Raw genomic sequence first — 19,770 nt, 5'->3', positions numbered from 1 at the left:
GCATCTTGTCCACCACCTGCGTCGTGGGAATGCACGCCGGCACCTATGCCGTGATGTGCACTGCCCGCGTCGGCAGCACCGGGCCCACCCCCGAGGGGATCTGTTCGCTGCTGGGGCGCCCGAGTCAACACTGCCCCGATCGTGGGATGCCCGCGGGTACGTGGGTGCTGAGGACGAAGTCTTCGTCTTCGTGCAGCACCGCCCGGAGGAACCCCGCACCAGTCAGGGCCATGTCCACTTCCCGCGTGCAGTCTTCACCCGACAGGTAGGCATCCTCGGGGTGATGGCGCCAGTGCACGGTGACGATCTCAGCGTCGAGGCCGGCGAGCATCTCTACCGCGGCGGCGCGGGCCGGATGGGGCAGGTAGTAGAGGACCTCGGAGGCGATGATGAGGTCCGCCGCCCGGGCCTCTGCTGGCAGGGCGGGCAGGGCCGACTGCCGAACGGTGAGCCGTCTGAACCCGGGCGCCCACGCCCCTTCCGGTGAATCGTCAACCGTCTCTTCTGAGCCGGCCTCCAGCGCAACCTCGCTCAGGGCTGCGACGGCCACCGAAGAGGCGTCCGTGGCCACGACGCGGCGACATCGGTCCGACAGTTCCAGGGCGAGGTGGCCGGTGCCGGCCGCGGCATCCCACGCCAGGGCATACTCCCGACGTGCCAGGCACGCCAGGACCACCGCGATCTTGCGCCGTTCGTACCAGCTGGAACCGACCGAGAAGGGGTCCGGATCGGAACGGTAAAGCGCATCGAAATCAGGCGTTCTGGTCATCAGGCTCCTGCACGAGCATTTGGCGTTCATGGCGGTCGACCAGCTCGGGCGGCACCACAGGCTGGACGGCCGGATGCTGGGGCACGAGCTGGGAACGGTGGCGGGCGATGGCCTCGGTGCGGAGACGACCGGCCCGCTCCGATGTAGGGTGCACCTGCAGCGTCGCATCACGGCGGGTGATCTCTGCCGCAGGGAACCAGTACGGGGTCCAGACGAGGTAACCCCACAATGGCACCCCCGCCCGCCGCGCTGCCGCGGCACCGACGCGTCCGGCTGCCTCGTGGTCGGGGTGCGGATCGTGCCGCCACGGGGCGAGAACGACGTCGGCCTCGGCCGCGAGCCTTGCCACCACCTCGGTGGCCGCGCCCTCATGACCCGCCAATCCGCCGTCGGGCCAGCGCCGGGTCTCCACGGGGGTCACGCCCAGGACACCCAGGGCCTCTGTCCACTCCCGTAATCGGTGCCGGGCGACGCGACCGAGATCGTCGTGGTCCCCGTGACACCGTTCTCCGGCCGTGAGAGTGACGCACCGCACGGGGCCCGCATGGTCGGCCAGGAGGCGACCGGCGCCGATAACTTCGTCGTCGGGATGGGCGGCGATCACCAGCACGGAGGTATCCCGCTGCCATGCCGCGTTCGGAGCCTCGGCCATGGCACGGCGCCACGTGTCCGGCGGAACGGGCGAAGGAGCCCTGTCCGCCGGCGGTTCCGTCGAGGGTGGACGGGAGTCGTTCGGACTGGGGATGCACGCCTCCCGGGATCCGATCAAGAGTTGCCTTCCCGGGCATCCCGGGTGGAGGCCACGTCATCGACGATGACGGCGAGGTGCCTCAGGCTGGTGATCAGTGAACCGTAGACCGGCCAGGCCGACCGCGGGAGGTCGTGGTCCTGCGACATCGATTCTGAGAGGTCCGTCAGCCGGTCGTTGACCGGTTCCACTGCGGCGTCAGGATCGGCAATCGAGCGTCCGCAGTCACGCAGGAGGGCTGACCACTGATCACGGAAGCGGTTGTCCCACGCCCCCTCGGCGTAGGTGGCCTCACGCAGAGTCCGCGCCAGGTGCCGGATATGGGAGACGCCCTCGTCCAAGCGCGAGAGAATCTCGACGTAGTCATATTCCTTCCCGTTCCCGGTCAGCGGCGTGCGGAGCCTGACGCCGTGCCGGCTGAGATACATGCGTGGATTGGCCCGTCGGCTCTCTCGCGCGAAGCGCACGAACTCCCAGGCGGTTCGCGTGTCCTCTTCCATGGACTTCGTCTGCGTCATCCAGGCCTCAGCCCTGTCCGTGTCCCAGGACTGGGAGAATTCGTCCGCCATCTCCTCCAGGACGCTGCCCATGCCCTGGTTGATGGAATCGACGTAGCGCGCTGCCTGCCGGTCCCGAAGCGGCGGGATGATCAGGAGGTTCACGGTGATGCCCACGGCAACGCCCACGCCGACCTCGATCATGCGGTCCAGCAAGAGGGGTTCCTGATCCTCGAAGCCACTGCTGAGGAGGAAGATCGCGGTGGTGGCGATGGCGATTCCCTCGTCGCGGATCCAGTGGATGCGGGCTGCCACCATTCCCACCAGCAGCGCCAGTGCATAGGTCCAGACGCTGACCCCGAGGAGGTTGCCGATGACGAAGGACAGCCCGACGCCGAGGGCGGAGGCGATGGACGTCTGCACCCCGTGGGACAGGGACCGATACACCGTGGCGTGGACCGTCAGCAGGGCCGTCCAGGGCGCGAGGAACGGCATCTGGGTCTCCAGAATGGTGATGGAGAACCACCAGGCCGCGGTGGCGGCGATCACGCACTTGAGGGTCTGGGTGATGGCGGAGAGGAAGGCCGGCCGACGGGTCACCTCGCGCAAACGATCAGCCAGGCCGTGCGTACGCTGCCCCCCGCGAGTGGCTCTTACTGCTGTCATGCTGATCGTGCCCCGTTGCTGCTCACCCCGTCACCCTAGCGCCGGATCGAGGTCAGCAGAGAGTGCGGCGGGCCGCCCGTGGTGCCTGATTCGTAGAATGACCCGCATGTCTCCTCCTACCGAGTCCGTGGACGACTTCGACGCCACCTCCTCGACCGCCGCTGACCCCGTGCTGCCCGCCGGATATTCGATGCGGCCCATGGAGTGGGCCGACTTGCCCGCCGTGCACGCACTGGAGCAGCGGCTGTTCCCGCTCGACGCCTGGCCGCTGTCCTTCTTCGAGGAGGAGCTTGCTCAGGCTGGTCCCCAGCACGACGGCGGCACGCGGGACTACCGCGTGATCGCCGGCCGGGTGCCGAACGCCGTGTCGGGACCGGTTCCGGGCGAGGAACAGGGGGTGAGGGAGCGCGCGGGCGAGGCCGCCGACGTCGTGCTCGGGTATTGCGGGGTGATGTGTGTGCCGCCGCTGGCTGATGTGCAGACCATCGCCGTGGCTCCCGAGGCCGAGGGGCGCGGACTGGGTACGGCCATGTTGCTGTGGATGGTGACCGAGGCCAGGCGCCGCCGGGCGACGGACCTGCTGCTCGAGGTGCGCGCTGACAACCCGCGGGCCCAGCGGCTGTATGCGCGCCACGGCTTCGAGCACATCCACACGAGGGCGGGGTACTACCCGGGAGATGCCCAGCGGGGCACGGGCCGGGTGGACGCGCTGATCATGCGCCGGCACTTGGTGGCCCTGCGGAACTCGTTGGACGTCTAGGACACGTTGTCAGGGCGCGTTCCTGTGCCGAGTCGACAGCCCGAGGATCAATGGGTGTCAACTGGATATGAATGGAGACTGTCACTGTCAAACTTCGGCTAGAGAATTGCCTCGTTTTCGAGGGGATGGGTGACAATGTGGCCGATGTGAATCTGGAGGCCGGGGCACTGGCCGGCCGGACCACTTTGGACGGTTGCGAGGCCGCACTGTCCCGGGCTCTACGTCGACGGCCTCATCTCCCCGACGGTCAACAACCAGAATCGGCCCGTCACCGGGTCCACGGAAGGCCCACCGGAATGGGCCGGCCTGCCCGAGGGGCAGTACGACGTGTCTGCACTGCGCCTGGGAGTGCTGGACGCCGCGGGCGATGCCGGTGTCCAGCTGCACCTGGGGCGAGGCTCGGTTGGGCCAGTCTGCCTGCTTGACGATGCGGCCATGCCGGCAGGGTGCCCCGAGACGTGAGCACCACACGCGAATCGGCGTGCTCCCTGTCTGACATCATCCCTGCAACTCAGTGGCGATTACGGGCAACTGCCCCCTTGGAACGGCTTCCCGCCGGGGTTGTATCGGGCGAAGACGAAGTCCTGAGAATGACCATTGCCGACGAGCCGAAATGCGCCGGTGCCGCTGAGACGGTACCGGGTCCCGCTGATGCGGACGAGCTCAGCGTTCTCTGCGGTGATCTTGGTGGGAAGGGACGATGCACAGACGTGATCGGCCAGATCCACGTCAATCTCCCACGGCAGTTGGAACCTCGAGCCGGACGTGACCTGTACCCGCAAGGCGACGCCGTAGGAATTACTGCTGGGATCCACCCGGATCTTCGGGGCGGCATAGGCGGTCGGGTCGACCGCGGGCATGGCCGGGTTGGCGCAGTAGCCGACATCTGCGGAAACACCGGCGGCGAGTGTCCGCTGGTAGTTGGCTCCGCCGATGGTCCAGAGTCCGGTGGCGGAGTCGAAGCCGCTGGTCACTCCTCCCCAGAAGCCCCGTAGCGTTCCCGTTCCGTTCGACTTCACCGTGGTCGGATTCAGTCCCCAGTAGGGACCCTTCTTGGTGTCAAAGGTGACCGACCAGGTGACGGGTTCATCGGAAGTGTTGGTGATCCGGAAGTCGTGGCAGAACCCGAGGCCCGTTGGGCCGTCGTAACGGAATGAGCCAGACGGCTCGGAATAGGCCAGCCTGGGGTCCAGTCCCATGGGCCTGGTGCCGTCGGTGGCGTCGCCGCCACCGTCCTCGACTGCGCCCCACGTGCCCGTGGTGACCTGAGACGACACGGTTCCCGACTGCGACCACAGGGCTGCCGCCCCGGCGACGCCGAGTCCACCGAGGAACACCGTCAGGAACACCGCGACGGAGATGCACCACATCCTGCGGGTCATCGGTTCTCCTGGGTTGAGAACTCATTGCCTTCGTTCCGGTGGTCCCGGTCGAGCGTCACCGGCGCCGCCCGATCGGCTTTCCTGACCGCGACCGTGTCCAGTTGGGTCGCTGTGTCAATCAGTTCCTGGTCACGTTTTTCCCGGCCGTCCTTGATGGCCCCGCGGATCATCGTGACCGCGCCCCAGGCTAAGAGTCCGATGGCCAATACCGTGATGACGGAGCCTCGATCCGAATTGCCGAGGGCGTTGGCGAGGAAGCCGACGTAGGGCACGGCGTAGGACAGCTTGCCGCGAACCTGGACTTCCAGGACCGGGTTCTCATCGGCCACGTCATTGTGGTCCCCCTGGGTGATCAGCATGCGCTCACCGTCCTGGCTGGCCGTGAGGGAGGTGATGCGGTGAGTGATGACCTCCGGACGGCCGGACTCCATCTGGTAGGTGATGACATCGCCGGTCTGCAGGGAGTCGAAATCGGTCGGCTTGACGACCAGGAAGGTGCCCGGAGGATAGCCGGGTGCCATCGAACTGGTCAGCACGGAGTATGTCTGGGAACCGGTGACGAGCGGGACGATGATCAGGACGATTGCCGCCAGTGCGGAGACACACAGTGCGATGAAGGAGATGGCCTGTCCAGTCCAACCCATCCAGGAGGGGATACGTCGGCGCTGCTGGCGGTGCATGCTCATGTCCTGTTCCTTACTGGATTTGGGTGGCGGTCACCGGTACGGCCACGGTGGCGGCGGTCTGCGTCAGGGTGTCGGGTGCGTTCTGCGGAAGGCTCATCCGGAGGCACAGGCTCGCGGTGGCGCCCTTGGTGATGGTGGTGGCCGTTGGAGTCGCGGTGTAGCTGGCGTCGGCGCACTTGTTGGAGGCCGGCATGGATGCCGTCTGAATGGTCAGATTCGAGGCCAGGGCAGCTGGAGTGTTGGACGTCGTCGGTTGCCCCAGGACCGTTCGCAGGGAGAAGGGTCCGCTGGCATTGGTGGCGTTGGTGATCGCGATGATCGAGTAGACCGGAGTCTTCGGCGTCAGGGCCGCGCCCGAGGTCTCGGGCTTCGCGGTGGCCGTCACACCCTGGGATGCCAACGGCGATCCGTTGACCGTGACCCGGAAGTCCGCGGCCTGGACGGTGCCCATCTGCGCCGGAGCGGAGGCGTTCCACAGGGCCCAGGTGCCTCCGACCCCCAGCAGGCCCGCCACCGCCGCCAGAGAGATGACTGCAGCAGTCTGCACCATGGTCTTGATGCGCATGTCATCTCCTCAGGTGTTAGAGAGCGGCGGTAGCGGACCACGGGTGGACCGGGGGCGGTCACCCGCTGCGTGGGGTCGGGACGGTACGGACCGGAGCGGATCAGGTGGCGGGCGTCGGGGCCTTCTGGTCCAGGACGTAGGCGACGTGGGTCAGGTCCAGCTCCTGGTTCATGTCCTCCTGATTGTCGGCGTTGAAGGCCAGGGTGGCGGAGGCCGTGTACGCGCCGGTCTCCACATCGGCCGAGCCGTTGTAGCCCGTGATGGCAGCGTCGGCGGCCCCGGCCTTGGTGACGGTGAAGTCCTCCAGAGCCAGGTTGTTGGAGAAGCCGTTGGTGACGCCGGTGGTGTCGACGGACAGGGTGGCCTCCAGTTGGTCACCCTCCAGCCCGACCTCAAGTTGCTGCGTGTAGGTGAGTTCCTCGCCCGGGACGATGCGGTATTCGGTGATGTCGGAGATCGGCTCGGTGGAGAGGTTGGAGGTCCAGACGCCCGTGCTCGAGGTGAGCTCCATGCTGCCGGCGGCCATGGTCCCGGCATTGGCGGTCTGCTCGACGTTCCAGACGGCGAGGGTGCCGCCGCCGCCGAGGAGGAGGGCCACGCCCAGGCCGGTGACGAGTGCACCCTTGGTCATCTTCTTCATGTTGAAACCCCTTGTGAGACGATCTTCGCCGGGGCCGGCGGGGATGCCAGCTCCAGCGAAGATACTGAGACGGTGAGGAAGCTCCCGGTACTTCATCGACGGGGATGTCGGTTCAGTTCCCGGCTTCCTGCTGAGAACCATTTGAAACCTCGGTCCTCAAGCCCGGCCTCCCGGTTGTCGACGGATCCCCACAAGGTTTCCCATAGATTCGCGGCGCCGACCTTGAGGCTTCCTTTGGGAAGCGGAGCCGGCGTGGTTCTTGAGCAATGCTTTGGGAAAAGCCCGGCGTGTTCCTGCGTAAAGCGGAGCATCATGGGTCCATGACCATTGCACCAGTACTTGATACTGATGCGCTGGGCCGGTTGGGGGAACAACTAGGCGATACAGACATGCTGTGCGGATTCATCCGCCACTATGAGGCCATGCTGGACCAGCGCGTCGAACGGCTCCAGCGCGCCCTCTCCGCTCAGGACCACGAGGACTGGATGGACGCTGTCCTGAGCCTGAAGACCTCATCGGCCATGGCCGGCGCCCAGGCCCTGTCCACGTTGGCGGCCCGCCTCCAGGAGGACTTCGCCAAACGTCCGCCGGCCCCGGTCCATTGGCCCCCCATGGAGCGGCTGGCCGAGATCATGGAAAAGCTACGCCGTCTGGCCGCCGAGACGGCCCGGCAGCTGCAGGTGTTCGTACAGCAGGTCGCGGGCGTTATCTGACATCCTGTGGGCTGCCCGCCATGCGGTAGCCCACCCCACGCACGGTCTGCACCCACCGCGGCGTCTTCGGATCGTCCTTCAGCTTGCGCCGCAGGTTCCCCAGATGTACCTCCACGGTGCGCTCGTCCGACAGGGAGACGAAGGTCCCGTTGTCTGGTTCATCCCCGCGGATGATGCGGGACAGCTCCGACTTCGACCGCACCACGCGGCCGCTGCGCATCAGCGTTTCCAACAACAGGAACTCCGTCGGGGTCACGGGGACCTCGCGGCCCTCTGCCACCACCTGGTGCACGGTCGGGTACAGCTCCAGTCCGTCCAGGGACAGGTGCCGATCGATCTTGACCGGTATCGCGCTGGATGCGGCCGGCACCGCGCCGCCGGAGGTCTCCGGGACGGACGCATCTGCCGGCGATGCCGGGGCGGCCGGAGCCGCGGCGCTGCCGCCGCGGGGACGGCGCAGCATGGCCTCGATCCGGGCTCGCAGCACGCGGGGGCGGAACGGCTTGGTGAGGTAATCGTCAGCACCGGCGTCCAGGCCCAGGAGGGTGTCGATCTCCTCGCCACGGGCAGTCAGCATGACCACGTAGGCGTCGGTGAACTGGCGCACCTGACGGGTGACCTCGTAGCCGTCGATGTCCGGCAGACCCAGGTCCACGGTGATCAGTACGGGGTCTTGTCTGCGGACGAGACTGACGCCGTCGGCCCCATTGGCCGCCTCGTGTACCTCGAAACCGGACTGGCTCAGAAGGGCAACCATGAGTCCCCGGATGTCATCGTCATCCTCGACGACGACCGCGACACGGCGATCCTCCACGCGAAACACCCCCAAGATAGTCTGAGGTCCAAGGCTATCGTGGAGTGGGCGCGTCTCATGCCCCGCAAAGAAACGGAGCCACGCCGTGTCACTCTCCACCCCGACGACGATGCTTCCCCCCAGGGAGGCTCGGGGGCGCCGCCACTTCGGCCAGTTCTCACTGAGGCGCCGCGTCCTGTTCTCACAATTGCCGTTGACGATCTCCACCGTCCTCGTGGTCATCGCGGTCTTGGTGATCGATCCGGGCGTGGCCATGGAATCCCCATATCTGGCCATCGGCTTCGGCGGCATCTTGTTCCTGACGTTGTTGGCGGGGACCGTTCCGTGGCACCGGTTGCCTGCCGTGCTCTACTGGAGCATCCCGCTGCTCGATTTCGTCGCGATCGCTCCGTTCTGGACCGCCGCGCGTTATGTGCTCGACGGTATGGTCCTCCTGACGGCGTTCCCCGTCTTCTGGCTGGCGTGGTCAGGTCTCTACCCCATGCTTGCCCTGAGCCTCGGCTTTCTCGGAACCGCCGCGGTCAGTTGGTGGCCGTATGTGACCGGAACGACTCCGTTCTCGGATGCCCTGATGGAATCGAGCCTGACCCGGCCGGTCATGGTGCCGTTCATGATGCTGTCCTTGGGAGCCGCGGCCAGCATCCTGACGCGCAGTATGGACAAGCAACGCGTGGAACTGCGGGCCTCCTTGGAGACCTCCAAATCGCAGAATCGGATGTTGCAGACGGTGGTGGAGACCTCCGACGTCGGGATCCTGGTGGTGGACGGGCAAGGCCACGACCTTCTGATGAACCAGGCTCAGCGGCGCACGCACTTCATCGGCCTGCCACCTGGCCGGGATGATGGCGCCGAGCATGAACTGTTGTTGTTCGAGGCGGACGGACTCACGCCGATCCCCGCCGACGAAAGGCCGGTGACCCAGGCGCTGCAGGGCAGGGAATACCGCGGCCGGATCGTCGCGATCGGCACGGACGGCAGCCAACAGCACCTTTCCGTCTCGGCATCGCCGATGTTCGACGAGGACGACCGATTCGATGGCACCGTGGTGGTGTTCCAGAACGTCACGGATTTGATGGACGCCATCCAGACCCGTGAACGGTTCGTGGCTGAGGTCTCACATGAATTCCGCACTCCTCTGACCTCGATCATCGGCTACCTCGACCTCGCCATGGAAGAGGATCTGGATCCGACGCTCCGGCAATTCCTGACGACCTCACAGCGCAATGCCGAACGGTTGCTGACCCTCGTGACGAGCCTGCTGGACGCGGCGGCGGACAGCTCCACAGTCTCACTTCAGGAGGTGGACCTGTCTCGGCTGACCCGGTACAGCGTCGAGTCTGCTGAGGTCCGGGCCCGGAACAGCGGGCTGACGCTGACCTCTGATCTCCCTGACCACCTCCTGGCGCAGGCGGACCCGGTCAAGATGGGCCAGGTGGTGGACAATCTGCTGTCCAATGCCATCAAGTACACCCCCGACGGCGGCTCGATCACCCTCTCGCTGCGCTGTCTGCCCGGCATGGACGAGAAGGGGGACTGGGCCGAACTGGCAGTCGAGGACACCGGATTCGGGATGACCGACCAGGAGCGCGCCAAGCTCTTCACGAACTTCTACCGGACCGAGCACGTGCGCAAGGCCGCCATCCCGGGCACCGGCCTGGGCCTGGCCATCACCCAGAGCTTTGTGCGGGCCCACGGAGGCGAGATCCTGGTGGCCTCAGAGCAGGGCGCCGGATCGACCTTCACGGTCCGCATCCCGATAGCCGGGCCAGCTTCCTGATCCCGCCTTTTCCTGACCCCTCCATCTGAGTCGCACGAATTGACCCCCAATACGGCTGATGAGGGGCAATTTGTGCGACTCAGATGGCCTCGGGTGGTGAGTCAGGCGAGGAGGCGCCAGCTTCCGGGCTCCACGCGGGACCCGGCGCGCAGGCGCGCGGCACCGGCCTCGTCCCAGGGCTCGCCGGCGGAGATCCGGTCCGCCCGCAGGGACCAGTCGGTGCAGACCTGCGGGATGTAAGCGTCTTCCTGGCCCATGAACACGCGGCGGCGGAACATCGCCCGCTCAATCGCCGGCGCGGCCACGGGGTAGGCACCGCCCATCTCGATCGTCAGCAGCTGTTCAAGGGCTTTCTCGCGGCCGATCTGGGCCGCATGCCACAGGAGCGCGGACTCCGAGGAGAGGGGCTGCGCGACGGCGGCCAGCCCCACATCCAGCGCCGGGTCGCCTTCCGCGGGTAACGGCAGGAGGTCGGTCGCGTTGTGCCAGGTCCCGAAGGCCGAACCATCGGGCAGGACGACCGCGCCGGCGCCGTTGACGGTGGTGTTGCGCCACGGGTCCTCCGGATCGAGGGTCTCGACCAGGTCGGCCAGGACGCCCGAGGCCCAGAGGGCGAACCACTCGGGAAAATCAGCGGACGTAGAGCGCAGCTCCTCATCGGCTGCCTCACGGTAGGCATGCACCACGAGTGGATCGCATCGGGTGATGGTCCACCGGGAGACGGCGTCACGAATCGGCAATACTTCCACCCACTCTCTTCTGTTGCAGGTGCCTTCCGCAGCAGGGGATTGCTGTATGTGTCAAGTTTACTCTGTAGTACGCCGCAGCGAGGGACATGGCGGGCACTCCCGTAACGGTCGGGTACCGCCGCCCCGACCGTCTGGTCCAAGCAGGTGGTGGGGTGCGTCGGGGCATGAAGGGCCTATGCGTCAAACGACCGCCGGGGCGTCGTCTTGTGCATAGGGCTGGCATGGCTGAGACACAGGCAGAGCGAGCAGGAGCTCCAGAGGCGGGTGAGAGTGCCCCGCGCCGTCATCCGACGCTCGACTCCCTGTGTTCCCGCCTCGAATCGATCCTCTGGGGGAGGGCGGCAGAAGAGCTGCTGGTGTCCGGATCCACCACCCCGACCGGTCCGCGCGCCGTGACCCTGCTGCCGGCCTGGGACTGGCGCATGCCCGCCATGGACATCGGTCGGAAGGGACGGGACCACGAGTCCGGTCAGGCTCTGCTCATGCCCGTTCGGCTGGACTGGGGCGGAAACGACGCCCTGGTCCGGTTAGAGGGGGCAGATGGACCAGAACGTCCGTACCAGTGGACGGCCCACTCGATGGGTTGGACCGACTCGGGTGAGGTGGCCCACCTGCATGAACGTCCGCCGAACATTTCTCAGCGGGCGAAAAATTCCTCGCGTGTCACGAGCTTGAACGCTATAGTTTCTGACGGTAACTATTCCGCCCCCGGGATCCACCGCTACACCGTCGACGGTCTCCAGGACATCGTGCGCGCAGGCCGTCAATCCCAGTGGCAATTGCTGTTCAGTCTCGAACCGTTCGTCACTGCCACCGTTCACAAGGCTCACTCAGCAGTGAGCCATGAGATCGGCGAGCTCACCGGCCGGGTCCAGTCTGTGCTGCACGAGACCGGGATCGAACAGGTGGTGAACGCCATGATGCTAGGGGATACGTCGATGGATTCAACTGATGGTGCCAGTGTGTCGCGTCTGTTGGAGCAGTGTCTGCGTCCTGATCGCTTCGCGAAGGTGGACCCGCTCATGTACCTGAGCCGCAATCTGCGCCGTGACGCCGAGGACCACATCCGCCGTGCCATCGGCGACCCCCGGATCGGCCCCAAGGTCCGCCGCGTGGCCGCCCATATGACGGGAGCCACGGTGGACGAGATCGTGGCGGCGTACCGCCTCGAACACCCGCAGGACAAGCTGTCCACGGCTCGGGCCCAGGCGGCCCTGAATGTCGGGTCCGACCCGATGGCCCGGTCCGTGTTGATCGACCCGGAGACGAACAGGGGCGCCCGTTGACCACTGTCTGCACCTCTCAACGCACCGTTTCCCCTGGCGGTGCCACTCAGTTGAAGCCCGACCTGATCACGACGCTGGCGAGCACCGCTCCGCTGACGGTCTTGGCCGCGTCCGTGGAGGCTGGCGCGACTGCGGCGGGCCTCGAGGCCGTCCTTGAGGTTTCCGCCTTGGACCAGATCCGGGTCATCGCCGGTGCGGTGTCCGCACGGGAGCGTACCGCCCTCCGGGATGACTTCATCGCCTCCCGCCGCAAGCTTTACCGCCTGGTGGCCCACCGCCTGTGCCGCACCCTCGGGATGCCCTACGCCACGCACCGCGAGGATGTGGAGCAGCTCGTGGCCATGGAGGCCGTGACCTTCGTGGAGGAACTGGTCGCCACCCCGGCGCGGATCGAGGAGATCACCAATTGGGAGGGCCTACTCCATGTGCGGGCACGCGCCACGGTGCGCGCCTGGGCGGACCGCAACCTCTCACCCGCATCCGGGATGATCTCGCTGAGCCGCCGAGTGCGCCAGCTGAACCAGCTGCGGGACGAGATGCGCGCCGCCTCAGGCCTCGAACCAAGCGATCGTGAGGTGGCGTCCGAGCACAATCGCCGCATGACCGCCACTCGCAAGGACGCCGCCAAGCAGGGCATGCTCGTCCATGCGGGCGAGCTGAACCTCGCCCGGCCCGCCGCGGACATCCACGATCTCGAGTTGGCCGCCATGACGCCCGAGGGCGGGCTGCTGCACGCGACGGAGGGCCCGCGGCTCGTGGCGGCCGTGGTTGCCAAGGCGAGGGTGATAGGCGGGGTGACGGCCGACGTCGCCGCCTGCTGGCTGTCCGGCGTCTATGACTCCGAGGGGGACCAGCGGGTGCTGACCGCGCACGAGGTGGCCGAACAGTTGGGCCTGCCGCAGGCCTCGGCTGCCGCGCAGATCCGCAAGGTCCGCACGTTGGCCCAGCGCGTGCTGGCGGAGCAGCTCGGCATTCACCACGCCTGACCTTCCTTTGCGCTTCGAGAATGTGACAAAGGTCACATAATATGAGGACGCAATAGACAAAAGTGCCGCACACACCTTGTTCGTGCGAGCAGAGAACCTTCAGACCGATTCCGCGTGCCGTGACCTCATCGACCGATGGGCCGCCGGCCGCCTGAGCGAACGCCAGGCCCGTCAGGAGATCGCCGGGGTCCTCACCGGATCCGGCATCTCCCATGAGGTCGCCCGGGAGTACCAGACCTGGCATTACGGGCTGGCCTCCGGGCCCCAGCTGAGTCAGGATGTTGCTGCGGAGTTCGATGAATTCCTGTTCCGCCGCATCACGGAGGAGGGGCCGGAGGCGTTCTTCGACCTTGAGCGTGCCCGCGGCGCCTCGGTGACGGGATGGGCACGCCAGACCCTGCGCGCCACCCGCAAGTCGGTGCTGCGCAACATCCACAACCGTACGGCGGCCCGCCAGGAACTCGTGGCTCCCACCGGTGCGGAGGACGGTCGGCACACCGCTGCCGCACACGCCTTCACCCAGGCCACGGCCCCTGGAGCCGGCGTGGACGGGCTCGGCACGGAAGACGCCGGTCTCGCCCAGCGCATGATGCTCGAGGAGGCCACTGAGTGGCTGCGTTCCAAGGCCTCGCACCACCGCGGCATCGCCCGCACCGCGGCCGGCTCGGCCGCCCTGAGGTTCGCCTTCAATCTGCCGGAACCGATCCGCCCCGAGGTGCGCATCCGGCGTCGCGCCCTGCCTCTGCTCGAATCCGACCCCAAGGCCGCGCACCGCTCCGCGCAGGCCATGCTCGCGTGCCTGAACCGCATCCACGGCTGGCAGGGCATGTTCGACCACGCTGATCAGGATCTGATGGCCCTGTGGGACGACTACTCCAAGGCCCAGCTGTTCGAGCTGGTCTCCCGTGACCGGGCGATCGCGCACACTCTGGCCGTGGAGGCATTGGCGGACCGCGCCCGTCCGGACCGCCCCTCGGTGCGGGCCTTCCGCGCAGCCGTCAAGGAATTCTCGCCGGTGCTCAAGAACGGCCGCAAGCCCGCCGGCTGGCGCACCGTCGTCAACGCCGTGGTGGACGCGTTCCTGGCCGAGGAGTTCGAGGCCTTCTCCGCCTTCGACACCGCCGGGGCCGCCACTCACGAGGACAAACTGGCCGAGCGTGAACAGACACTGGCCGGCGCGTGGGACGCCTATCAGGCGATGGTCCGCTTCCCGGAGGCACCGCTCGGCGCCACCCACCAAGAGGTGCGGGACCGCCTGGACGGCCTCATCCGCGGCATTCTCGGCGCGGGCGTTGAGATCGGTGGCTCGGCAGCCGCAGTCAGCTCCGGAACCCCGGGCGCGACGCCGGCCGGTTCCCTGAGAGGGGAGCGTCACCTCCGCGCGGTGTGAGTCTCTGGTGTGGGTCCTGGCGGCTCCGGTCTCCCCTTTCGGTCATGAGTTCCGGGGCGTTCAGGGCCTGTATCAGCGCAGGTAGTCCAGCAGCGAGGTCTGCAGGGCCTGGGCCGAGACGGCCAGTGCTGCCTGGTAGTTGAGCTGCTGCATCTGCAGCTCCACGGCCGACTCGGCCAGGTCCGCCTCCTCCGTGGAGGTGCGGGTCGCCTCGAGCTCGGTGAGCTGAGTGCGCACGGCCTCCAGGGTGCGCCCCACCGTGGCGTGGCGGGCGCCGGACGCCGTCAGGGCGTCGGACATGCCCTGCCGTGAGGACTTCAGCGCGGAGATATCCGCAGAGAGCGAGGCACCGGGGGTGCGCAGGTTCTCGGACAGCTGGTCCAGGACGGCGAAGACCGAGCTGCCGCCCGCACCGAACGCCTCCGGACCGGGCACATCCACGCGGATGGTGGATGAGTCCGAGATGCGCCGCTCCACGGTGCCGGTCTCCGAACCGGTCCACTGGGGAACGGAGCCTGGTGCTCCTTGGGTGTACGCCAGGTTCTCGGCGGAGGTCCCGGCGAAGACATTGCGACCCAGGATCTGGGTGTTGGCCAGGGAGAGCAGCTCGGTGCGCAGCTGGTCCACCTCTGCGGCGCTGGCGTCGCGGCCGGCCTGGTTCACCGTCCCGTTGGCCGCGGCCAAGGTCAGATCCTGGATGCGGGTCATGATGTCCAGCCCGGACTGCAGGGCCGAGTCGATGCTCTGCATCCACGTGTCCGCGTTCTGGAGGTTGCGCTCGTACTGGGTGGAGCGGGCGATCTCGGCGCGGGCCGTCATGGCGGTGCGGGCACCGGCCGGATCGTCGGAGGGACGCGAGATGGCCTGACGGGAGGCGGCCTTGGTCTGCAGCTCGGCCAGGGTCTTGGCGGAGTCCTGCAGGTTGGCGCGCATAGCGGCGGCCGTCATGGACGAAGTCACGCGGTTCATCATGGTCATCTCACCTTCCTTCCGGGGCGGTCTGCATCTGTCATCGGTACGGTGGTCTCAGTTTTTCACCCTGGGGGCCAAACCGACCTCAGCCGACTCAGCGGCCGACCAGCCCCACGCGGTTGATCAGAGTGTCCAGCATCTCGTCCACGGCGGTCAGCACGCGCGCCGAGGCCTGGTAGGCGTGCTGGAAGGTCACCAGGTTCACGGCCTCCTCGTCCCGGTCCACGGAGGCCATGGACTGCTGCGAGGCACGGGCCGAGGATTCGGTCCCCACGGACAGGCTCAACCCGTTCAGGGCGCTGCGGGACGCCGATCCCACCCCAGAGACGAAGCCGGTCCAGGAGTTCGAGACGGACGCGCCGAGGCCACTGATTTCGTCCGCGATGGAGCCGTCCAGGGCTCCGCCCCCCGACTGGGCATGACCGATCTGCGAGGGGTCGGTGATGGCGACGCTCAGGGTCCCGTCCTCGCCGACGGTGAAGAAGGGCGGGGGAGCGTCCGGAAGTTCCTGGCCGTCGGGTCCGTAGAGCACGGCTTTCTGCAGGGCCCCGTTGGTCCCCTCGGCCAGGTCCGTCGTCAGCTTGCTGTAGCCCTCGAGGGCCTTCGCCAGCGGGCCGTCTTCGGACAGGACGGACAAGCGGCCGGCGATCGAGCCGCCGTCGATCCCGGCGGAGGCAGGGTTCCCCTCCGCATTCACCGGGCGGTGCTCCCAAACGACCGTGGAGGTCTCGGAATCGACCTCCAGCGGCTTGATGATCTCCCCGCTGACCAGTGCATTTCCGCCAACGAGGTAGTCGGCGGTGCCATTGGCGTTGGGGCGGAGCTGCCCGCCGGTGAGAGAGGAGAGCTGTTCGGCCATCTGATCCCGGTGGTCCAGCAGTTCGTTGGTGGAGCCGCCAGTGGCGCCGGTGTTCAGGATCGCACCGTTGATGACGGCGAGCTGTTCGGCGAGTGAGTTCACCTGGCCCACCTCGGCCTGTAGCTCGCCGCTCTGGGTGGCCCGCTGGTCCTTCAGGCTCTGAGTGTCATTGTTGAGCCGGCTGGCCAAGGACTTCGCGGCCTCGAGCAGGGCCGTGCCGGCACCGGTGTCACCGGGATTGTTGCCGAAATCCTGCCAGGCGGAGTGGTAGGCGTTGACGGCGGAGGAGACCGAGTTGTCGCCGGGCTCGCGCAGGATGTCCTCGATCCCGGAGTAGGCCTGGGCGTTGACCTGCAGGTAGCCGGATTGGGCCACGGCACCACGGACCTGGCGATTGACCAGCTCGGAGGCGGAGCGGCCGATCCCGGCCACCTCCACCCCCTGGCCAGCGCCGGTGGCGTTCGGGAACAGACCGTTGGAGTGCACGCCCGGCAGGGCCTGCAACTGCGCCGACTGGCGGGTATAGCCCACCGTGCCGGCATTGGCCGTGTTCTGCGCGGTGATGGCGATCTGCGCGCGGGCGGCCTCGAGGCCCCGTGCGGCGGTGTTCAGCGAGTGGAAGGTGCTCAGTCCCATGTTTGTCCTATGCCTGCCGTTCAGCCCTGGCGGTCGATGATGGCGGCGCCCGAGGTCGGGGTGGCGGAGCCGGCGGCCGTGTAGGTGACGGCGGGACCGGTCTGCTGTCCAGCCTCCTGCAGGGAGATGTTGGCGGCCTTGAGGAAGCGGGCATTCTCCTCGGAGACGGTGCGGATCTCCTCGGCCAAGTTCACGATGGCCGCATGGTGGTCCTGGAGGATCCCGGCCCACGGCCCGTCGGCGGGGGCGCCGGCCACAAGCTCGCGCAGGGTGGGGGAGCCCTCGCTGGTCATGCCCCACAGCTGCGCGAGCGAGGAGGAGAGCACGTCCACGGTCAACTGCGTGGTGGAGAGCTGGTTCTTCAACGACTCGATCTCGGACGTGCAACGGCCCAGCCATCGAGATTCGCCGTTGGTGACGAGCAGACGCTGCGTGGTGAATTTGTACAGCAGGTTCTCCAGGATGCCGCGCTCGCGCCACAGCTCGTTGGACAGCTCATCTGCTTGCATCCTCATACCTTTCACACCGCCGGCGGGCGCCGGTGGGACCTCTGGTGTCCCGGTTGTTCCTTGTCATCGGTACACATGGACCAACTTTTCACCCCCGGCCGGAGATTTCTGCGCATGTCTTCTTCCGAGGGTGCTTTCGGGCACCTGCTCAAGGACAGCATGTCAGTAGCGACGGAGGGTAGCCGGGCATGAGAACAGCACGGAACGACCTGGTGGAACAGAACATCCCTCTGGTCGGCTACGCGGTGTCCGAGATGCACCACAAATACCCCATGGTGGAGCGGGATGAGATGGTCTCGGTGGGCCTCGAGGGCCTCGTCCTCGCCGCGGGCACCTGGGATCCCGACGCCGGCACCCAGTTCTCCACGTGGGCCCACCTCAAAATCCGGTGGGCCATCCAGGAGTTCCTGCAGCAACTCGACTGGATGGGACGCCGCGGGCGGGACAAGGCCAAGCGGCTGGAGAAAGCCCGTGCGCAGCTGACCCATTCCCTGGGGCGGATGCCCGAGGATTCCGAGCTGGCGGTGGCCCTGGGGGTCCCGGTGGAGGTACTGCGGACCATGGTGGCCGAGGGGTCCAAGACCCAGACCTCCCTGGACGACTCCTTGAGTGAGGTCCTGGCTTCCCCGGAGGACAGCCCCGAGAAGCAGGTGCTCAACGCGGAGAAGAACCTGCTGCTGCATCGCGCCGTTGAGGCCCTGCCGGAGCGGACGCGCCAAGTGGTCCAGATGCACTACTTCCAGGGACTGGCTCAGGGTGAGGTGGCCGCGGCCCTGGGCGTCTCGGACGCCACCGTGTCCAAGGAGAAGAAACGTGGGCTGGCTCTGCTGCAGGATGTACTCGGCTCGGCGCTGTCCGTCACCCCGGCCGCTCCGGTGGCTGTGAGTGTCCCGGCCGCCGGGCGGGAGCAATTCCTGGCTGCCGCCGGCGGGGCGATGCGGGGCGGGATCGTGCCGCAGGCCTCTCGGACACAACCAACGCCTCCATCGCCGCAGTTCCGCCGTTTCGCCTAGATTCGCTCAGATTCGCCGGCCACATCACGGTGAGCGCTGCGGGACACCAGCCCGCAGGGCCAGGGCCAGCGCATTCGCCAGGTGGACATGGAGACAGCGGACCACGGACTGGTCAGGCGGGGACGGCATCGTGCCCGGCCTGTGGGACGAACTCGGCTCCGGGGGAGGGCCGACCGAGGAATCCGGCCACTTCGGTTCCCAACAACATCATGCGCATGGCACGCTCTGCAGCGTCGGTCACCAGTTCGATTCCCCGCTCGAAGGATTCCTCGAGCGTCATGGGACCCGGGAGAATGCCCTGCACAGCACCGATGCCGTGGTCGTGGACACATTTCGATTCCGCGCCGATGGTGCCTGCGATGGCGAGCACGGGGACGCCGGCAATCCCCGCCCTTCGCGCGACCTCGGCGGGGACCTTACCGTGAGGTGTCTGAATGTCGATCGAGCCCTCAGCCGTGATCACGAGATCGGCCTCAGCGATGGCGCCGTCGAGATCGAACTCGTCCAACAGGATTTCGAAGCGTGGATGGAGGGTGGCCCCGATGGCGGCAAGGCCGGCACCGAGGCCACCGGAGGCACCGGTGCCGACGCCGCGTCGCAAGTCGACATCCCCCGAAACCAAGACATCGCGCTCCAAGGTTCGCACCCAGTGCTTGAGGCGTTTGGCGAGCCGGTCGACCTGCTTCGGCGTCGCGCCCTTCTGGGGCCCGAAGACGCGTGCGACGCCGCGCGGTCCCGTGAGGACGTTGGTCGGGTTGCACGCGACGTCGATGCCAACGTCGGCCAGGCGTGCATCGAGCCCCCGCGTATCGATGCGTTCGAGTCTGCCGAGGTCCTTGGCGCCGAGCTCGAGGTCGCGACCGCTCTCGTCGAGCAATCGAGCCCCGAGCGCCTGGAGTGCACCGGCCCCGCCATCCGAGGTGCCTGAGTCGCCACATCCAACGAGGATGCGGGTCGCGCCGGCGTCGAGGGCAGCGCGGATGAGCTCACCGACTCCGTAGGTCGTAGTGCGGAGCGGGTTGCGCCGATCTCGCGGGACGAGGCTGAGGCCCGCGGCCGCGGCCATCTCGACGACCGCCGTCGAGCTGTTTCCGAGCATTCCGAAGTGGCTCTCGATCGGCTCGCCGACCGGGCCCGTGACGGTCGTCTCGATGAGCGTGCCGCCGGTTGCGGCCACGAGAGCCGCGGCGGTTCCTTCGCCGCCGTCTACGAGCGGCAAGCGGCGGACGTTCGCCTCTGGCAGGACGCGGAGCACGCCCTCAGCGATGGCGCTGGCGACGGTGCCGGCATCCAGGGACTCCTTGAATCCGCTCGGTGCCACGAGGACGGTGGGGGTGGAGAGATGGTGCATGA

At 67.3% G+C, this 19,770-nt stretch carries 20 protein-coding genes; 7 read left to right on the top strand and 13 right to left on the bottom strand.

From position 1 onward, the window contains the following. Window positions 1-124: 124 nt before the first annotated feature. The 3 genes from BOSE125_RS09695 to BOSE125_RS09685 all read right to left on the bottom strand — a co-directional run bounded on the left by BOSE125_RS09695 (window position 125) and on the right by BOSE125_RS09685 (window position 2,614). Window positions 125-769 carry a bifunctional 2-polyprenyl-6-hydroxyphenol methylase/3-demethylubiquinol 3-O-methyltransferase UbiG gene (locus tag BOSE125_RS09695; RefSeq protein ID WP_236557911.1) on the bottom strand — a complete coding sequence of 215 codons (645 nt, stop codon included), beginning with the start codon at window positions 767-769 and terminating at the stop codon, window positions 125-127. Further along, window positions 753-1,421: a PIG-L deacetylase family protein gene (locus BOSE125_RS09690; RefSeq protein WP_159552099.1), complete on the bottom strand. Its 669-nt coding sequence runs from the start codon at window positions 1,419-1,421 to the stop codon at window positions 753-755. The genes BOSE125_RS09695 and BOSE125_RS09690 overlap by 17 nt, the downstream gene beginning before the upstream one ends. A 113-nt stretch (window positions 1,422-1,534) precedes the next feature. Then, entirely contained in the window at window positions 1,535-2,614 is a 1,080-nt protein-coding gene (locus tag BOSE125_RS09685) for an aromatic acid exporter family protein (protein WP_236557910.1), read from the bottom strand. Between the two features lie 256 nt (window positions 2,615-2,870). Here BOSE125_RS09685 and BOSE125_RS09680 point away from each other — a divergent pair, with 256 nt between their 5' ends. Next, the gene (locus BOSE125_RS09680) at window positions 2,871-3,440 is read left to right on the top strand and encodes a GNAT family N-acetyltransferase (RefSeq protein ID WP_236558168.1); all 570 of its coding nucleotides are present in this window, start codon (window positions 2,871-2,873) and stop codon (window positions 3,438-3,440) included. Window positions 3,441-3,961: 521 nt separating this feature from the next. Here the strand turns inward: BOSE125_RS09680 and BOSE125_RS09675 are convergent. From BOSE125_RS09675 to BOSE125_RS09660, 4 genes are all read right to left on the bottom strand, one after another. Beyond that, complete coding sequence (locus tag BOSE125_RS09675) at window positions 3,962-4,822, bottom strand: hypothetical protein (RefSeq protein ID WP_159552093.1); 861 nt, start codon at window positions 4,820-4,822, stop codon at window positions 3,962-3,964. Beyond that, window positions 4,819-5,508, bottom strand: a complete 690-nt coding sequence (locus tag BOSE125_RS09670) for a signal peptidase I (protein ID WP_159552091.1) — start codon at window positions 5,506-5,508, stop codon at window positions 4,819-4,821. Before BOSE125_RS09670 ends, BOSE125_RS09675 begins: the two co-directional genes overlap by 4 nt. Before the next feature lie 10 nt (window positions 5,509-5,518). After that, a complete protein-coding gene (locus tag BOSE125_RS09665) occupies window positions 5,519-6,073 on the bottom strand; it encodes a SipW-dependent-type signal peptide-containing protein (RefSeq protein WP_159552089.1) in 555 nt (184 codons plus the stop codon). Between the two features lie 100 nt (window positions 6,074-6,173). Beyond that, window positions 6,174-6,713 carry an alternate-type signal peptide domain-containing protein gene (locus BOSE125_RS09660; protein WP_159552088.1) on the bottom strand — a complete coding sequence of 180 codons (540 nt, stop codon included), beginning with the start codon at window positions 6,711-6,713 and terminating at the stop codon, window positions 6,174-6,176. Between the two features lie 320 nt (window positions 6,714-7,033). On the opposite strand from BOSE125_RS09660, the gene BOSE125_RS09655 reads away from it, so the two are divergent. Beyond that, window positions 7,034-7,426: an Hpt domain-containing protein gene (locus tag BOSE125_RS09655; protein WP_159552086.1), complete on the top strand. Its 393-nt coding sequence runs from the start codon at window positions 7,034-7,036 to the stop codon at window positions 7,424-7,426. Here the strand turns inward: BOSE125_RS09655 and BOSE125_RS09650 are convergent. Beyond that, on the bottom strand, window positions 7,419-8,240 hold the full coding sequence (locus BOSE125_RS09650; protein WP_201301172.1) for a response regulator transcription factor: 822 nt from the start codon (window positions 8,238-8,240) through the stop codon (window positions 7,419-7,421). The genes BOSE125_RS09655 and BOSE125_RS09650 overlap by 8 nt on opposite strands. Window positions 8,241-8,433: 193 nt before the next feature. Here BOSE125_RS09650 and BOSE125_RS09645 point away from each other — a divergent pair, with 193 nt between their 5' ends. Beyond that, window positions 8,434-10,017 (top strand): PAS domain-containing sensor histidine kinase, encoded by a 1,584-nt coding sequence (locus tag BOSE125_RS09645; protein ID WP_159552082.1) that lies wholly within the window; start codon window positions 8,434-8,436, stop codon window positions 10,015-10,017. A 101-nt stretch (window positions 10,018-10,118) separates the two neighbouring features. Here BOSE125_RS09645 and BOSE125_RS09640 read toward each other — a convergent pair whose 3' ends face one another. Then, the gene (locus BOSE125_RS09640) at window positions 10,119-10,766 is read right to left on the bottom strand and encodes a hypothetical protein (protein ID WP_159552080.1); all 648 of its coding nucleotides are present in this window, start codon (window positions 10,764-10,766) and stop codon (window positions 10,119-10,121) included. A 221-nt stretch (window positions 10,767-10,987) separates the two neighbouring features. Here BOSE125_RS09640 and BOSE125_RS09635 point away from each other — a divergent pair, with 221 nt between their 5' ends. The 3 genes from BOSE125_RS09635 to BOSE125_RS09625 all read left to right on the top strand — a co-directional run bounded on the left by BOSE125_RS09635 (window position 10,988) and on the right by BOSE125_RS09625 (window position 14,428). Further along, a complete protein-coding gene (locus tag BOSE125_RS09635) occupies window positions 10,988-12,052 on the top strand; it encodes a hypothetical protein (RefSeq protein ID WP_159552078.1) in 1,065 nt (354 codons plus the stop codon). Between the two features lie 50 nt (window positions 12,053-12,102). Continuing rightward, window positions 12,103-13,038, top strand: coding sequence for a hypothetical protein (locus tag BOSE125_RS09630; RefSeq protein ID WP_159552076.1), 936 nt, complete (start codon window positions 12,103-12,105; stop codon window positions 13,036-13,038). Between the two features lie 82 nt (window positions 13,039-13,120). Next, window positions 13,121-14,428, top strand: coding sequence for a hypothetical protein (locus BOSE125_RS09625; RefSeq protein ID WP_159552074.1), 1,308 nt, complete (start codon window positions 13,121-13,123; stop codon window positions 14,426-14,428). Window positions 14,429-14,500: 72 nt separating this feature from the next. Here BOSE125_RS09625 and flgL read toward each other — a convergent pair whose 3' ends face one another. From flgL to flgN, 3 genes are all read right to left on the bottom strand, one after another. Next, complete coding sequence (gene flgL, locus BOSE125_RS09620) at window positions 14,501-15,406, bottom strand: flagellar hook-associated protein FlgL (RefSeq protein WP_159552072.1); 906 nt, start codon at window positions 15,404-15,406, stop codon at window positions 14,501-14,503. Window positions 15,407-15,494: 88 nt separating this feature from the next. Continuing rightward, window positions 15,495-16,895, bottom strand: coding sequence for a flagellar hook-associated protein FlgK (flgK, locus tag BOSE125_RS09615; RefSeq protein ID WP_159552070.1), 1,401 nt, complete (start codon window positions 16,893-16,895; stop codon window positions 15,495-15,497). A gap of 20 nt (window positions 16,896-16,915) precedes the next feature. Next, window positions 16,916-17,404 (bottom strand): flagellar export chaperone FlgN, encoded by a 489-nt coding sequence (gene flgN / locus BOSE125_RS09610; RefSeq protein WP_159552068.1) that lies wholly within the window; start codon window positions 17,402-17,404, stop codon window positions 16,916-16,918. 188 nt (window positions 17,405-17,592) lie between these two features. Here flgN and BOSE125_RS09605 point away from each other — a divergent pair, with 188 nt between their 5' ends. Next, the gene (locus BOSE125_RS09605) at window positions 17,593-18,417 is read left to right on the top strand and encodes a sigma-70 family RNA polymerase sigma factor (protein ID WP_159552066.1); all 825 of its coding nucleotides are present in this window, start codon (window positions 17,593-17,595) and stop codon (window positions 18,415-18,417) included. A 112-nt stretch (window positions 18,418-18,529) separates the two neighbouring features. Here BOSE125_RS09605 and BOSE125_RS09600 read toward each other — a convergent pair whose 3' ends face one another. Then, window positions 18,530-19,768, bottom strand: coding sequence for a glycerate kinase (locus tag BOSE125_RS09600; protein ID WP_159552064.1), 1,239 nt, complete (start codon window positions 19,766-19,768; stop codon window positions 18,530-18,532). Window positions 19,769-19,770: the final 2 nt, after the last annotated feature.

It is taken from the genome of Citricoccus sp. K5, from assembly GCF_902506195.1.
In the GTDB taxonomy this organism is placed as follows: Bacteria; Actinomycetota; Actinomycetes; order Actinomycetales; family Micrococcaceae; genus Citricoccus.
The sequence above is the reverse complement of the archived record's forward strand: the minus strand, read 5'-3'. Positions and strand labels throughout refer to the sequence as shown.

Coding starts and splice junctions, on each gene's coding strand:
- flgL (WP_159552072.1), bottom strand. CDS start 15,406: ATGACCATGATGAACCGCGTGACTTCGTCCATGACGGCCGCCGCTATG.
- BOSE125_RS09680 (WP_236558168.1), top strand. CDS start 2,871: ATGCGGCCCATGGAGTGGGCCGACTTGCCCGCCGTGCACGCACTGGAG.
- BOSE125_RS09670 (WP_159552091.1), bottom strand. CDS start 5,508: ATGAGCATGCACCGCCAGCAGCGCCGACGTATCCCCTCCTGGATGGGT.
- BOSE125_RS09600 (WP_159552064.1), bottom strand. CDS start 19,768: ATGCACCATCTCTCCACCCCCACCGTCCTCGTGGCACCGAGCGGATTC.
- BOSE125_RS09675 (WP_159552093.1), bottom strand. CDS start 4,822: ATGACCCGCAGGATGTGGTGCATCTCCGTCGCGGTGTTCCTGACGGTG.
- flgN (WP_159552068.1), bottom strand. CDS start 17,404: ATGCAAGCAGATGAGCTGTCCAACGAGCTGTGGCGCGAGCGCGGCATC.
- BOSE125_RS09690 (WP_159552099.1), bottom strand. CDS start 1,421: ATGGCCGAGGCTCCGAACGCGGCATGGCAGCGGGATACCTCCGTGCTG.
- BOSE125_RS09695 (WP_236557911.1), bottom strand. CDS start 769: ATGACCAGAACGCCTGATTTCGATGCGCTTTACCGTTCCGATCCGGAC.
- BOSE125_RS09665 (WP_159552089.1), bottom strand. CDS start 6,073: ATGCGCATCAAGACCATGGTGCAGACTGCTGCAGTCATCTCTCTGGCG.
- BOSE125_RS09655 (WP_159552086.1), top strand. CDS start 7,034: ATGACCATTGCACCAGTACTTGATACTGATGCGCTGGGCCGGTTGGGG.
- BOSE125_RS09660 (WP_159552088.1), bottom strand. CDS start 6,713: ATGAAGAAGATGACCAAGGGTGCACTCGTCACCGGCCTGGGCGTGGCC.
- BOSE125_RS09605 (WP_159552066.1), top strand. CDS start 17,593: ATGAGAACAGCACGGAACGACCTGGTGGAACAGAACATCCCTCTGGTC.
- flgK (WP_159552070.1), bottom strand. CDS start 16,895: ATGGGACTGAGCACCTTCCACTCGCTGAACACCGCCGCACGGGGCCTC.
- BOSE125_RS09635 (WP_159552078.1), top strand. CDS start 10,988: ATGGCTGAGACACAGGCAGAGCGAGCAGGAGCTCCAGAGGCGGGTGAG.